We start from the raw sequence: 13,740 nt of genomic DNA on the forward strand, positions 1-13,740 counted from the left end.
ATGGACTTTCTACTAAACTTCCGCGATCAGTTCGACCTCGACCGGGGCGTCCAGCGGCAGGACGGCCACGCCCACCGCGCTGCGGGCGTGCACGCCGAGGTCGCCGAACACGTCCCTCAGCAGCTCGCTGGCGCCGTTGCCCACCTGCGGCTGGGCGGTGAAGTCCGGCGCGCTGGCGACGAACACGACCACCTTCACGATCCGCTTCACCTTGGACAGGTCGCCGATCTGGGACTTGACCGCGGCCAGGGCGTTGAGCGCGCAGATCCTCGCCAGGTCGCGGCCCTCCTCGACGCTCACCTCGGCGCCGACCTTGCCGGTCAGGGGCAGCTTGCCCTCGACCATCGGAACCTGGCCCGAGGTGTAGACGTGGTCGCCCGTGCGCACGGCGGGAACGTAGGCCGCCAGAGGCGCGACGACCTCGGGCAGGGTCAGGCCCAGCTCGGCCAGCTTCTCCTCGGGGGTCATGCCTTCTCCCTCTTGAAGTAGGCGACCAGACCCTGGCCGTCGGGACCCTGCACGATCTGGACCAACTCCCAGCCGTCCGCGCCGAAGTTGTCGAGGATCATCTTGGTGCTGTGGATCAGCACCGGAGCGGTGAGATACTCCCATTTCTTCATGGAGGCAAGCGTAGTGACCCACCTGCCCTCCGGCCGTGCGCGGGCACCCGAACCACCGTCCGATCCACCGGACGCCACGTATGGGTTCCCTGTGGCAGGGGAGACCCGTGGGGCCCGCCAGTGTGAGGAATATCAAAGGCGGACAGCAAGTAACCGTTCGGTAGCCTGGCAGGTGTGACTGCTAGGGACACCGATTGGGACGGCGTGCGACTCCACGTCGTGACCGGTAAGGGCGGCACCGGCAAGACGACAGTGGCCGCCTCGCTCGCCCTGGCCCTTGCCTCAGGCGGTCGCAAGGTTCTTCTCGTCGAGGTCGAGGGCCGTCAGGGCATCGCGCAGATCTTCGACCTGCCGCCGCTGCCGTACGAGGAGCGCAAGATCGCCGTCGCCCCCGGAGGGGGCGACGTCCACGCGCTGGCCGTCGACCCCGAAGAGGCCATGCTCGACTACCTCGAGATGTTCTACGGCATGCGCCGCGCCGGCCGCGCGCTCACCAAGATGGGCATCGTCGACTTCGCCACCACCGTCGCTCCCGGCTTCCGCGACGTGCTGGTCACCGGCAAGACCACCGAGGCGGTACGGCGGCGCGGCAAGGACGGCAGGCGCGTCTACGACGCCGTTGTGCTCGACGCCCCGCCCACGGGCCGCGTCAGCCGCTTCCTCAACGTGACCCAGGAGGTCGCCGGCCTGGCGAGGGTCGGCCCGATCAAGAACCATTCGGATCTCGTGAGCGGCGTGGTGAAATCTCCCGAGACAGCTGTCCACTTCGTGACGGTTCTAGAGGAGATGCCGGTTCAGGAAACGCTCGATGGCATTGCCGAATTGCGTTCGGCCGGTCTTCCCGTCGGTGGAATCTTCATCAACATGGTGCGTGAATCACTGCTCCCCAAGGCCGTTCTTGACTCGGCTGTCAAGGGCGGATTCGACGCCGCGGAGATCGCGCTGGGCCTCAAGGCGGCCGGACTGGCCGACGGATCGAGCGACGCCACCGCGGTGGCGGAGGCTCTGGCCGAGGAGGTCGTGGAGCACGCCCGCCGTACCGAGCTGGAGAAGACCGAGCGGGCGGCGCTGCAGGAGACCGGCATCCCACGCTACGAGCTGCCGCTGCTGGCAGACGGCGTCGACCTGGCGGGGCTGTACGAGCTGGCCGAGACCATCTGCACCAAGGGAGTGGCGTGATCGAGCGACGCGAGGTCACCAACGGACGCGGCACCTCGGTCACGAGGCCGACGGAGGAGGGTTAGTGACCAGGATCCCCCCGGTTCTGGACGTCGACGCGATCCTCGACGATCGCGGCACGCGCATCGTGGTCTGCTGCGGCTCCGGTGGCGTGGGCAAGACCACCACCGCCGCCGCGCTGGGGCTGCGCGCCGCCGAGCGGGGCCGCAGGGCCGTCGTGCTGACCGTCGACCCCGCGCGCAGGCTGGCCCAGTCGATGGGCCTGACCGAGCTGGACAACACCCCCCGCCTGGTCCACACGGCCGGCGAGGGCCAGCTGTTCGCCATGATGCTCGACATGAAGCGGACCTTCGACGAGATCATCGAGGCCCACGCCGACCCCGAGCGGGCCCGCCAGATCCTGACGAACCCCTTCTACCAGTCGCTCAGCTCCAGCTTCGCGGGCACGCAGGAGTACATGGCGATGGAGAAGCTCGGCCAGCTGCGCCGCTCGGACGAGTGGGATCTGATCATCGTCGACACGCCGCCCTCCCGCTCCGCGCTCGACTTCCTCGACGCGCCCGAACGGCTGGGCCGCTTTCTCGACGGGCGCTTCATCAGGCTGCTGATGGCCCCCGCCAAGGCCGGAGGGCGCAGCGCGTTCAAACTGCTCAACGCCGGGTTCGGGCTCGTCGCCGGAGCGATGACGAAGCTCCTCGGCGCACAGGTGATCAAGGATCTGCAGACGTTCGTCTCCGCGCTCGACGCGGTCTTCGGCGGATTCAGGCAGCGCGCCGAGATGACCTACAAGCTGCTGCAGGCGCCCGGCACGGCCTTCGTGGTCGTGGCGGCGCCCGAGCGTGACGCGATGCGCGAGGCGTCCTACTTCGTGGAGAGGCTCGCCGAGGAGCGCATGCCGCTGGCCGGGCTGGTGATCAACCGCGTGCACCTGTCGCCCGCCGCGGGGCTCTCCGCAGCCCGCAGCGCGGCCGCGGCCGAGGACCTGGAGACCAGAGGCGAGCACGAGCTGACCGCCGCCGTGCTGCGCCTGCACGCCGGCCGGATGCAGCTGGCCGCCCGCGAGCACCGCGAGCGCGAGCACTTCGTCTCCGCCCACCCCACTGTGCCCGTCGTCGAGGTCGCCGCGATGCCGCAGGACGTCCACGACCTGGAGGGTCTTCACGAGATCGGGCGGCTGCTGGCGGGGGACGCCGCCGTCTCACGCAGCGCCTAGCGGAGTCGCCCACCACGAGAACGCGACTGTACGGCCGGCGATGATCCGCCGGCCGTACAGTCGTGACGTCAGCCGGCGATCAGCTCGTTCGTCCGCTCGTACTCCTCCTTCGCGGACTCAAGCAGCTCGCGCCATGAGTCCACGTCGGGCCGCCGCCGGAGCAGCGCACGCCGTTCCCGTTCCGTCATACCGCCCCACACCCCGAACTCGATGCGGTTGTCCAGTGCATCAGCGAGGCATTCGGTACGGACCGGGCATCCTCGGCAGATGAGCTTCGCCCTGTTCTGAGCGGCACCCTGGACGAACAGCGCGTCCGGGTCCGCACCCCGACAGGCGGCACGGGAGGTCCAATCCGTGATCCACATGTTTCGACCCCACTCCCCTTAGGTGGTCAGTCGTCATTTGGGGCCGACGGGCGCGGGCGCCGAGCCTCCGTATTCTGTTGCCGCAGAGGAGAACGTACGCAACCAGACCTTCGGGCCGACAGACCCCGGCAGGACCAATTTCTCGCTAGGGCCTTGACCGGGAATGACTAGTCACCTCGCCGAGTCAAGGCGAAATGAGGTCCGGTTACCGATTACGCCTCGCTTTCGACGTAGTCTTGGTTCCGTGCAAGCTCAGGGCAAAGATCAGTCGAACCCGTTCGTGAACGTCGTGCGGCTTCTCGCCGCCGGCACGGCCGCGGGAGTGCTGGCCGCCGCCGTCGCCCTGCCCGCCGTGGGCGGAGTGGGCCTGACCGCCAAGTCGACCACCGAGACCTTGGCCCTCAGACCCGAGAAGCTCGACGAACCGCCGCTTCCTGAGCGCACCGAGATCTACGACTCCACCGGCAAGCAGGTCGCGCAGTTCTACTACCAGAACCGCGAGTCGGTGAAGATCGACCAGATCGCCCCCGTGATGCGCACCGCGATCATCTCGATCGAGGACTTCCGCTTCTACGAGCACGGCGCCATCGACCTGGAGGGCACGGCCAGGGCCCTGGCCAAGAACCTCACCGGCGGCGGCGTGGTCCAGGGCGGCTCCTCGATCACCCAGCAGTACGTCAAGCTGGTGCAGTTCAACAAGGCCAAGACGAAGAAGGAAGCGATGGCGGCCATCGCGCCGACCGTCAACCGCAAGCTCAACGAGCTGCGCTACGCCATGGCCATCGAGGAGAAGTACACCAAGGACGAGATCCTTCAGAAGTACCTCAACATCTCCTACTTCGGCGCCGGCGCCTACGGCATCCAGGCCGCGGCCAAGCGCTTCTTCGGCAAGTCGGCGGCCGAACTCGACCTTTCCGAGGCGGCGACGCTGGCCGGAGCCGTGCAGAACCCGGTGCGTACCGACCCGACGCTGGGCAAGACCGCCAGGGACTATCTCCTCAACCGTCGCAACACCGTCCTCGACCGGATGGCCGAGCTCCAGAAGATCACTGTGGCGGAGGCGGCCGCGGCCAAGAAGGAGAAGCTGGGCTTCAAGGGCACCCAAATCCCCGGCGGCTGCGAGGAGAGCAAGTACCCGTACTTCTGCCTCTACGTCAAGCACGAGATCCTCACCAACCCCGACTTCGGCGCCACCCCCGAGGACCGCGAGAAGCTGCTCCAGCAGGGCGGCCTGCGCATCAAGACCACGCTCGACCCGAAGATGCAGGCGGCCTCCGAACAGGCGATCAAGAAGTACGTCTTCGCCAAGGACAAGCCCGCCGCCGCGCAGGCCATCGTCGTGCCCGGCACCGGCGAGATCAAGGCACTGGCCGCCAGCCGCAAGTTCGGTGACAACAAGAAGAAGAACGAGACCCTGATCAACCTGGCCGCCGACAGCAAGCACGGCGGCGGCGTCGGCTTCCAGCAGGGCTCGACCGCCAAGGCCTTCACGCTGGCGGCCGCGCTCGAGAACGGCTGGAAGATCGACGACGGCAACTCGACCGGCAAGACCTACAACGTCCCGGCGGTGGAGAACACCCCGTTCCGCGACTGCAAGGGCCTGCGGGTCGGATCCTCGCACCAGGTCTTCAACTCCAGCGAGGGCGGCGGCGGCTTCAAGACCCTGAGGACCGGCACGCTGGGCTCGGTCAACACGTTCTTCATGAAGCTCGAGGAGCAGGTCGGCCTCTGCAAGGTCGTCAAGATGGCCGAGAAGCTCGGCATCAAGCGCGCCGACGGCGGCAAGCTCCAGCAGGTCCCCACCTTCACGCTGGGCGTCAACGAGATGGACCCCGTGACCGTCTCCAGCGCCTTCGCCGTCTTCGCCAGCCGCGGCCAGTACTGCAGGCCGATGGCCATCACCGAGGTCCGCGACAGGAACGGGAAGGTCACCGCCGCCAAGCCCAAGTGCAAGCAGGTCGTCGACGAGGGCGTGGCCGACGCGGTGAGCGAGGTCATGTCGGGCGTCTTCACCAGGGGCACCATGACCGAGGTCGGCGGCATCGGCCGTGACGCGGCGGGCAAGACCGGCACCACCGACGGCTACACCGCAGCGTGGTTCGCCGGCTACACCCCCAACCTGGCCTCCGCCGTCAGCCTCGGCGACCCGCGCGGCGCCTTCAACCACGACCTGACCGGCGTCACCATCGGCGGCCGCTACTACGCCTACGTGTACGGCGCCTCGATCTCCGGGCGGATCTGGAAGGACTCGATGATGAAGGCCCTCAAGGGCATCGAGGCCGCCTCGTTCCACCCGTACGACAGCGACACGTACGGCGGGTGCACCAAGAGCTGCGCGCCGAAGCCGCCGAAGAAGGACAAGGACAGGGACCGCGGCGACAGCCCGTTCGGCAACGCCGACGACGAGGAGAGCCCGCTCGACATCTGGGACAACGGCGCGGACAACGGCGGCAACGGCAACGGCCGGGACAAGCCCATCACTCCCGGACGGCGCGGCTGACCCCTGCACCCCCGGACGGCGCGGCCTGACCCTGCCGCGCGCCGGAGGCTCCACGGGGCCTCCGGCGGCCTGCCGTACGGGCTGGAGGCACTCCCGTCCGCAATGGCGCCGCCGTCCTGCCGTTACGGGCTGGAGGCGCTGCCGTCCGCAGTGGCGCCGCCGTCCAGCCGTATGGACGAGGAGGTCGGGAAGGCGCGCCCGTCCGCGGTGGCGCGCCCCCGCCCGCAGAGGTCTAGGAGAGACGCGCGCGCACGATCTGCGCCACGCGCCCGCCTTCGGCGCGCCCCGCGATCTTCGGGTTGACGACCTTCATCACCTGGCCCATCGCCTGCGGCCCCGACACCCCGAGCTCGGCGACGGCCTCGTCCACGATGCGGCCGAGCTCCTCGTCCGACAACTGCGCCGGCAGGTACTCGTCCAGCACCGCCTGCTCGTCGAGCTCCGCCTTGGCCTGCTCCTCACGGCCCGCGTTGCCGAACGCCTCCGCGGCCTCACGACGCTTCTTGGCCTCCTTGGTGAGGACCTTGATGATCTCGTCGTCGGACAGCTCCCTGGCCTCCTTGCCCGCGACCTCCTCCACGTTGATCGCGGCCAGGGCCATGCGGATCGTCCGCAGGCGTACCTCGTCCCTGCTCTTCAGCGAGGCCGACAGGTCGGCCTTCAGCTTGTCCTTCAATGCGCTCATGCGCTCCATCCTTTCAGGCATGATGAAGAGATGAGGAAAGCTGTCGCAATCCCCCTGTCCCTGATGGGCCTCGGCCTGGCCGGCCTCGGTTACGCCTCGGTCGTCGAGCGCAACAGCTTCCGCCTCAGGCGCTTCGACGTGCCCGTCCTGGAGCGCGGCCAGCGGCCCGTGCGCATCCTGCACCTGTCGGACCTGCACCTGACGCCAGGGCGCCGCATGCTCATCAACTGGGTGCGCTCCCTCGGCTCCCTCGAGCCCGACCTCGTCGTCAACACCGGCGACTCCATCGCCCACGTCGACGCCGTCCCCTCCCTGCTCCACGCGCTGGAGCCGCTGCTGTCGCGTCCCGGCCTGTTCGTGTACGGCTCGAACGACCTCTACGCGCCCAAGCCCAAGAACCCCGCCCGCTACCTCTGGCGGACCTCCAAGAACGACCGCCGCCAGCACGTCCCCTCCCTGCCGTGGCGCGAGCTCGGCGAGGGCATGGCCGCCGAGGGCTGGCTCGACATGAACAACACCACCGCCCGCATAAAGGTCGGCGACCTCGACGTCGCCGTCGCGGGCATCCACGACTCCCACATCGACCGCGACCGCTACGACCTCGTCGCCGGCCCCGCCCCCCGCGACGCCGACCTCCGCCTCGGCGTCATGCACTCTCCCGAGCCGCGCAACCTGAGCCGCTTCGCCGCCGACGGCTACCAGCTCCTGCTCGCCGGCCACACGCACGGCGGCCAGCTCTGCATCCCGTTCTACGGGGCGCTGGTCACCAACTGCGGCATCGACAGGGCGCGCGTGAAGGGCCTGAACCGGCACTCGTCCGCCTGGCTCCACGTGTCGGCGGGGCTCGGGACGTCGCCTTACGCGCCTGTTAGGTTCGCGTGCTTCCCCGAGGCCTCGTTGCTGACGTTGGTCCCGCGGCGCTGACGGGTCACATGTACTGCTGAAGTCCGCTAGACTCATGCAGGCACGCACAAGACGGGCGTGCACCGGGGTGTAGCGCAGCTTGGCAGCGCGCTTCGTTCGGGACGAAGAGGCCGTGGGTTCAAATCCCGCCACCCCGACCCAGTAGGTGCAGGTGAGAAGGGGCTTCGGAGAGATCCGAGGCCTCTTTTTCGTTCTCTGAAGGTCGATGGGGAGCCAAACGGGGAGCCACCTCAGTCGGACTTTCCCTAGCTGTCGCCGAAGATCGTGTTCATGGTCTCGGCACCCTTGGTGATCACCGGCTTCAGCTGATGCCGATAGACCTCCTCCGTGACGCTGGTGCCGGAGTGCCCCAAGGCGATGGTCTCGATGGACACACCATGGTCACTCATGATCGAAACGAACGAGTGACGGAGTTCGCGGGGAGTCCAGTTCTTGCCGACCCCCGCCTGAGCTGTGATCTTCCTGAAGGATCGCCGGACTTTTCCGGCGTCCAAGGGAGCACCGGTATCGGTGGTGAACACCAAGCCGAAGTCCTCCCAGAGTTCGCCGATCTCCTCCCTGCGAGCGATCTGCTTCGCGTGATGCCCTCGGAGCGCATTGGCCGCGAGCTGGGGCAGTTCCAAGGTTCGACGCGACTTACGCGTCTTGGTGTCGCCTCCCACCCGATCAGCGCGCCACACGTAGATGGCGAACCGCTCGTGAGCGAACCCCACCTCGGGTACCGGACGCCAGGATCTCCGAGACTTCACCCAGGCGACTACGTGATCCCAACGCAGCGCGCGGGCTTCCTCGGTACGGATGCCCGTCGTGAGACTGAGCACCACGTACGCGTGGAGGTCCGACGACTCTGCGGCCTTGAGCACCGCTTCGGCTTGTTGTTGCGCGAGCGCTCGACTCGGCCGGCCACGCCTGCCTTTTGGCGTGACCACCAGCTCAGCCACGTTCCTGAGAACCAGGTCGCGCGCTTGCGCATGGCGGATGGCCCGTTTCAGAACTGCGTGGACTTCCGCGAGGCTTCGGGTGGCCAACTCGTGAGAGAGCTTGTCCAGCCACTCCTCTACTTGATCGGCACGGAGGCGTTGGAGCTTTTCCTTCCCCAACCCCGGTATGACGTGCGTTTCGGCGAGACTCCGCAGCTTGGCCACGGTGCCCTCCGAGCGATCCTTGAGCCCCTTGGAAAGCCAGTCTTCGACGGCTTCGCGGACCGTGTAGTTCTCCGACGCCTTGACGCCTGCTTCAAGCTCTTGGGCTACCTTGATCAGCTTGGCTTTGACCTCTGCCTTGGTCTTGCCCTTGCGCTTGACGCGTTGGCGCTTGCCGTCGGGGCTGAACCCGAGGGAGATGGCTCCGGTGTACCCGTCTCCCTCGGGGTAGATGGTCGCTTCGTACTAGCCGATCAGGATCTTCGCCAAGGAATCACTCCTTTTGCTCGTGGCGGTTCAGGTACTCCTCGATCGCCTTCCTGATCACCCACGACACATCTCGCTCCTGTGAGGCGGCGTACCTGCGGAGACGTTCCTTCAGCTCCGCGTCCACCCGGACGGGTGGCAGCGTTGTACGGTCGCCCGACATAGGCGGCTTCCTTTCTGTGCCTGGAGTTATCAAGAGGCGCTTGTCCGGGTGTACGGCTGACGCCGCACACCCGGGCCTGTAGAGCAACGTAGCACGCTGTTCTACGCTTGGTCGATGGCTTCCAGTGAGGAGACGAAGTCGGCAAGGTGCTGATCGGTGATCCGGCGGAGCTTGCCGATCTTGATGCTGTTGAGCTGTCCAGTGCGGAGCAGGAAGTAGACCTTGTCGCGGCCGATGCTGAGCATCTCGGCTACCTGTTCGACGGTGTATGCCTGCATGCGCATCCCTCCTCCCTTGTCGATTCGGTCGATGCGGCTCCCTTCTGCCGGGATCTCCGCACGCCCTTTGATCGGCGTGCGGATGCTCCCGACGCATGGCCTGTCGCTACAGTCCGTACTCGTTTCGATGTCTCGTCTCATCGTTCGGTCTCGCGTCTATGTGCAGGCGCGCGTGAGACGGCGAGACAATGAGACGTTGAGACGATTACTCTTCGTCACCCAGCGCCGGGTATTCGGCGTCGGTAGCCGCGCTCCGCCAGCGACCGCGGGAGACCTGTACGGCTATGCCTTGATCTTCGAGCTGGGCCAACCGGCGGTACAGGGTGGGACGGCTCATGCTTGCCGCCTCCAGAAGATCGCCGATGCTGGCTCCCTCGCGTGGTGCGTCCCTGAGAGCCGCGCTCAACGCGTCCTCTGCTGCCTGTGACGCGGCTTGGCGGGCATGTCTGCCCCTAGGTTGATGCGGATCCTCTGCGGTCTCTTCGCGCTCGCACGGGGGCTCGTGGAGGGCTGCGAGTGAGATCACATCCAGTACAGGACGGCGGTCGGCGTGCTGGATCGCTGTCCATTGGACCGTGTCGTCGTTGAGGAGGTAAGTGCGGCCGCGGCGGGGGATGTCGAACTCTGGGGCGCTGAGCAGGAACTTGCCGGGCGCGTCCAGCTTGTCGGCGTGCCATCCGGCCTTGTGCATCCCCGCGCCGAGGATCAGGTCGGCGTCCCTGCGTTCCCGCACCCGGAAGCTGATGCGGATGTCCATCTGGGAGCGGACGGCGCTGTTGCCCATCGCCTTCTGGGACGGACGTTGTGTGGCGGCGATGAGGGTCTCGGCCACGGCGCGGCCACGGCGGGCGATCGAGTCGGCGTAGCCGATCGCCTCGGGTGCGTCGTCGACCAGTTCGGCGTATTCGTCGATCAGGATGATCAGCGCGGGTGCGTCAGGGGCGGGATCCCACACGCGTAGCCCGCGCATGGCGAGCATGTCGGCGCGCCCGTCCAGCACTCGTACCGCGTCCCTGAGTAGCGCGGTTGCTTCCTTGGGCGTGACGGCGACGCGATCGAGGCAGGCTTGCCAGGGCAGCAGTTCCATGCCGCGTTTGAGGTCGATGCCCCACACGATCACGTCGGGGCAGGCGGACAGGTTGCCCATGAGGACGTTGACGGCGCCGCTCTTGCCGGCTCCCGCTACGCCGCCGACCAGGGCGTGACGGCGTTTGAAGGAGACCCGCACGGGGCTGCCGTCTTCGAAGACGCCCAGCTCTATCGGGTCGCGGATGGTGGAGACGGATGGTCCGGGCCAGGAGATGGCGTCGGCGTGCGGGTCGGTTTCGATCACCCGTAGTTCCAGGCGGTTGGCCTTCTCGGGAACGGGTTGGATGCGGACGGCGCCACGGCGGGTGCCTAGGGCGGATTCGATCCCTGGAATGCGGGCTATCGCGTCTTCTACGGTCTGACCTCGGGCAAGCGCGATGCGGGTGCGGTATCCCCACAGGTCCACGATCGCCGATTGGATGCGGGATCCGGCTAGGCCGATGGCTGGGGAGATCTCCGGCCAGGCCGCGAGCGTGCGCTCGACGCGGACGCGAGCGCGCCGGCGGCGGTGCGCCCACCACGGGACCGCCAGCACCAGGCAGCCCAGCGTCAGAACGGCAGGCAGTGGGTTGGAGAGCGGCCCCATGATGGTGGCGGCGGTCAGCCATCCCCCGAGGACAGCTGTGGTGATGGCGGCATAGCCGCGTTCGATGGCGCGTGTCAGGTTGACCCACCGTCCCGCGATGGCCAGTGCGCCCGCCATGGTGGCGGTCACGAGGGCCACGGCGGGCCACCAGGCGGGATACCAACGGTGGAGGACCATCCCCGCTGGGACGGACAGGACTGCGATCGTGATCGGCGTGGCTTCGGAGCGGTAGCGCCACAGGAATCGGGCGATACCTGAAGTGATCAGTTCGGCGAACTCGACGTCGGAGACATCGGCGATGGGCTGGACGCCCAGGCGGCGCATGCGGCGCGCCTTGCGGCGCATCTCGTGACGGGAAGCGCGGTGACGGCTCATCGAGCCTCACCCGCTCGCCGGCCGGCGGCGAGCTGGGCGTCCAGCTCATCACGTAGGTAGAACAGCGGGTCGTGCTCGCCCTCGTGGTGTGCGGCCAGTGTGGCGCGTGCGGCGGCGATGAGGTTCGCGTGCTGGGCGCGCATGGCGTCGAGTGCGGCGCGAAGGGCGGTGATCTCGGTGGTGAGGGTCGGTGTGTCGGCGAGCATGGCGAACAACTCGTGCCAAAGATCGTCGAGGCCGGGAGTGGTCCGGGTGAAGACTGCTAGCAGGTGTGATGCGGTCTGGTGTCGGTGGAGAACCTCCAGAAGATCGGATGGTGGATAGGGGTGGCGGTAGGGCACTGGGCATCCCTCCTTCGGTCGATCGGACGAGGTCAGCGGCCGGTGATCCAGGCCAGAGCGGAACGGATCGCGCTCCAGATCTCGGGGGCGAGCGTGGTGGCGGCCAGCAGGAAGCCGAACAGCACGGCGATTGCTGCGTGCCAGGCCCGCATTCTCAGGTAGCGCCACGCGATGAACAGCACGGCGCCCGTGAGCAGTACCAAGGGCATCGTCACGGTCACGGATGTCTCACCTCCTTTCGGCGGGTGTGCGTCGGCCATGGTTTGGGGGCGACGGCGGGGGCTCTGCGGTACGGCATGGGGTGTTGACGTACAGCCCCATGAGCCGGCGGGTGAGCCGGGCAAGCGTCGTCGGCGGCTTGCCGTACTGCAGATGGGCGTCCTCGTGCCTCATCACGAGAGAAGCGATGAGGATGGTCAGAACGGTCACGACCAGGAGCGTGGCGGCGGCGATGGCGACGGCTACGAACATGGGCCACTCCACTCCATGGCGAAGGGAGCCTTGCGCCGCCGCCAGCGGCCTCGCGCCACGCACTTGCGGCACGAGCGGCTTCCGCGCTCCGTCATCGCGCCACAAACGCAGGTACCTGTGAACCTGTTGGACACCGGGATACGCATCTGCGATCACCTTCCTTCCGTATCGGCGGATGGGCGCGAGGTAGTGTCTGCGCCGCTTTCGAGAAGGTCCGCCAACACGTGGAGCCCAAGCACCAACAGCGAGATCGCTGTGACACCCGACAGGCCTGTGAACGTTTCGGTTCCGAGGTCCGAGAGCTCTGCGAGGGCACGCACGCCGGTGATCAGGTGGGGGTGACGGGCACTGCTGAGGATCTGCGCTGCCGTCAGTCCCGCCTGTGTGATCAGTGAGGTGAGGGCCATTTCGCATCGCTCCCTTCGATCGGTGGCGAACCTTTTCGGACACCGTGAAGGTAAGTTCAGATGCGAGGGCCACCCATTTCGCGATGCGATATTGCGGTGCGATCAAAGCATCCCGACGTGAAATATCGTCGTGTAATAATCCAGGCTTCTACCTGGGGCAACACGCAAAAGGCCCCCGGCAAGGTCCGTGGGAACGAGTGCCAGAAAAGGCACTACCAGACCTTGCCGGGGGTGTTGAAGACGCGACGGCAGCGGGATGAGGATGGCAGAGCCCCAGGCTATTTCCGGAGATGCACCACGTGCGGCCGCGTCGGCTCTAGCGAGCGTGACCGGAGATCAGCGCCTCCCAGAGCGCTTGGGCGTCCTTGACGCATACTCGGTCGCTCTCGGACACCTCGCTCGGGCCGTGTTCGCCTTGCACGGTCCTGCGGATGAAGCCTTGGCCGTAGGCGTGACACAGCTCGTAGAAGACGGCGCGGCAGTCGCATGTCCATGCCCGCACTCGGACACGATCAGCGTGCTGTGGATCATTCCATGCGATCTTGGACGGCGCACCGCTGCGCTGTGGTGGAGGCAGGTGGATGCTGTGATACCTGCCGCGGTAGGTGGCAATCCCCATCGTGGGTTCCCTTTGGCATGACGGCGCTGGACATCGGCGGACGGCTTTGGAGTTCTTCGAATCGCCGGGCGATGCGGCGTGCGGCAGTGGTCGGATCGTCGGCTGGGCAGAACGCCATGACGCGACCTCGTGGCGATGTTCGACCTGACCACCAGCGATAGGAGGTGGTATCGCACCAGACGACTAGATCTATCCAGATGGACACTAATGCGATCTTGCTGTCGGCATTTATGTCAGCCTCGACATCAAAGTCTTCTAGCTCGCGGCGCAGCCGCTCAGCAGCATCGGCGGGAGTGCTGGGCTTGCGGTTCGGAGTGATCAGCATGCGCATGCCTCCAGTTCCGTCAATACGAAATGAAGAGCCGCGCGGTGCCGTTCCCCTAGCCCCGCCCGTGACTGCATCACGGTGACATGGTCAACAATCCAGCTGACAGAACCCTTGGAGAATGTGGCCGTGATATATCACGATGAGATTGACAGGCACGCCGGCATTCCCCCTCCGGGCGGGCTAGACGA

Annotated in this window: 17 protein-coding genes and 1 tRNA gene; 5 read left to right on the forward strand and 13 right to left on the reverse strand. The window is 67.0% G+C overall.

Translation table 11 applies throughout. From position 1 onward, the window contains the following. Positions 1 to 12: 12 nt before the first annotated feature. Both AC3EO4_RS43530 and sp36 read right to left on the reverse strand, forming a co-directional pair. Positions 13 to 468, reverse strand: a complete 456-nt coding sequence (locus tag AC3EO4_RS43530; protein WP_431901569.1) for a RidA family protein — start codon at positions 466 to 468, stop codon at positions 13 to 15. Then, a complete protein-coding gene (sp36, locus tag AC3EO4_RS43535) occupies positions 465 to 620 on the reverse strand; it encodes a Sp36 family protein (RefSeq protein ID WP_379578134.1) in 156 nt (51 codons plus the stop codon). The genes AC3EO4_RS43530 and sp36 overlap by 4 nt, the downstream gene beginning before the upstream one ends. Before the next feature lie 174 nt (positions 621 to 794). Between sp36 and bagA the strand changes: the two genes are divergently transcribed. Further along, positions 795 to 1,799, forward strand: coding sequence for an ATPase BagA (bagA, locus tag AC3EO4_RS43540; RefSeq protein ID WP_379578136.1), 1,005 nt, complete (start codon positions 795 to 797; stop codon positions 1,797 to 1,799). A gap of 64 nt (positions 1,800 to 1,863) precedes the next feature. Continuing rightward, complete coding sequence (bagB, locus tag AC3EO4_RS43545; protein ID WP_379578138.1) at positions 1,864 to 3,012, forward strand: ATPase BagB; 1,149 nt, start codon at positions 1,864 to 1,866, stop codon at positions 3,010 to 3,012. A 68-nt stretch (positions 3,013 to 3,080) separates the two neighbouring features. Here bagB and AC3EO4_RS43550 read toward each other — a convergent pair whose 3' ends face one another. Continuing rightward, a complete protein-coding gene (locus AC3EO4_RS43550; protein ID WP_148036282.1) occupies positions 3,081 to 3,377 on the reverse strand; it encodes a WhiB family transcriptional regulator in 297 nt (98 codons plus the stop codon). Between the two features lie 244 nt (positions 3,378 to 3,621). Between AC3EO4_RS43550 and AC3EO4_RS43555 the strand changes: the two genes are divergently transcribed. Further along, positions 3,622 to 5,877: a transglycosylase domain-containing protein gene (locus AC3EO4_RS43555; RefSeq protein WP_379578139.1), complete on the forward strand. Its 2,256-nt coding sequence runs from the start codon at positions 3,622 to 3,624 to the stop codon at positions 5,875 to 5,877. A gap of 232 nt (positions 5,878 to 6,109) precedes the next feature. Here the strand turns inward: AC3EO4_RS43555 and AC3EO4_RS43560 are convergent, their stop codons facing one another. Then, positions 6,110 to 6,562 carry a GatB/YqeY domain-containing protein gene (locus AC3EO4_RS43560; protein ID WP_379578140.1) on the reverse strand — a complete coding sequence of 151 codons (453 nt, stop codon included), beginning with the start codon at positions 6,560 to 6,562 and terminating at the stop codon, positions 6,110 to 6,112. Between the two features lie 30 nt (positions 6,563 to 6,592). On the opposite strand from AC3EO4_RS43560, the gene AC3EO4_RS43565 reads away from it, so the two are divergent. Next, positions 6,593 to 7,486, forward strand: a complete 894-nt coding sequence (locus AC3EO4_RS43565) for a metallophosphoesterase (RefSeq protein ID WP_379578142.1) — start codon at positions 6,593 to 6,595, stop codon at positions 7,484 to 7,486. 63 nt (positions 7,487 to 7,549) lie between these two features. Further along, positions 7,550 to 7,623: transfer RNA gene (locus AC3EO4_RS43570), tRNA-Pro, on the forward strand. A gap of 108 nt (positions 7,624 to 7,731) precedes the next feature. Here the strand turns inward: AC3EO4_RS43570 and AC3EO4_RS43575 are convergent. The 9 genes from AC3EO4_RS43575 to AC3EO4_RS43615 form a co-directional block, all read right to left on the reverse strand. Continuing rightward, positions 7,732 to 8,631, reverse strand: coding sequence for a tyrosine-type recombinase/integrase (locus AC3EO4_RS43575; RefSeq protein WP_488186377.1), 900 nt, complete (start codon positions 8,629 to 8,631; stop codon positions 7,732 to 7,734). Between the two features lie 271 nt (positions 8,632 to 8,902). Continuing rightward, positions 8,903 to 9,058, reverse strand: coding sequence for a CopG family ribbon-helix-helix protein (locus AC3EO4_RS43580; protein ID WP_431901573.1), 156 nt, complete (start codon positions 9,056 to 9,058; stop codon positions 8,903 to 8,905). Between the two features lie 101 nt (positions 9,059 to 9,159). Beyond that, on the reverse strand, positions 9,160 to 9,336 hold the full coding sequence (locus AC3EO4_RS43585) for a helix-turn-helix domain-containing protein (protein ID WP_431901575.1): 177 nt from the start codon (positions 9,334 to 9,336) through the stop codon (positions 9,160 to 9,162). A 205-nt stretch (positions 9,337 to 9,541) separates the two neighbouring features. Next, entirely contained in the window at positions 9,542 to 11,356 is a 1,815-nt protein-coding gene (locus AC3EO4_RS43590) for a helix-turn-helix domain-containing protein (RefSeq protein ID WP_431901576.1), read from the reverse strand. 26 nt (positions 11,357 to 11,382) lie between these two features. Then, positions 11,383 to 11,727 (reverse strand): hypothetical protein, encoded by a 345-nt coding sequence (locus AC3EO4_RS43595; protein WP_431901579.1) that lies wholly within the window; start codon positions 11,725 to 11,727, stop codon positions 11,383 to 11,385. A gap of 32 nt (positions 11,728 to 11,759) precedes the next feature. Next, positions 11,760 to 11,948 (reverse strand): hypothetical protein, encoded by a 189-nt coding sequence (locus AC3EO4_RS43600; RefSeq protein ID WP_431901581.1) that lies wholly within the window; start codon positions 11,946 to 11,948, stop codon positions 11,760 to 11,762. A 7-nt stretch (positions 11,949 to 11,955) separates the two neighbouring features. Continuing rightward, positions 11,956 to 12,198, reverse strand: a complete 243-nt coding sequence (locus AC3EO4_RS43605; RefSeq protein ID WP_431901583.1) for a hypothetical protein — start codon at positions 12,196 to 12,198, stop codon at positions 11,956 to 11,958. Positions 12,199 to 12,921: 723 nt separating this feature from the next. Beyond that, positions 12,922 to 13,107 carry a hypothetical protein gene (locus AC3EO4_RS43610; RefSeq protein ID WP_431901585.1) on the reverse strand — a complete coding sequence of 62 codons (186 nt, stop codon included), beginning with the start codon at positions 13,105 to 13,107 and terminating at the stop codon, positions 12,922 to 12,924. A gap of 25 nt (positions 13,108 to 13,132) precedes the next feature. Beyond that, positions 13,133 to 13,555, reverse strand: coding sequence for a hypothetical protein (locus tag AC3EO4_RS43615; protein ID WP_431901587.1), 423 nt, complete (start codon positions 13,553 to 13,555; stop codon positions 13,133 to 13,135). Positions 13,556 to 13,740 lie beyond the last annotated feature (185 nt).

The sequence above is a fragment of the Nonomuraea sp. bgisy101 genome (assembly GCF_057708945.1).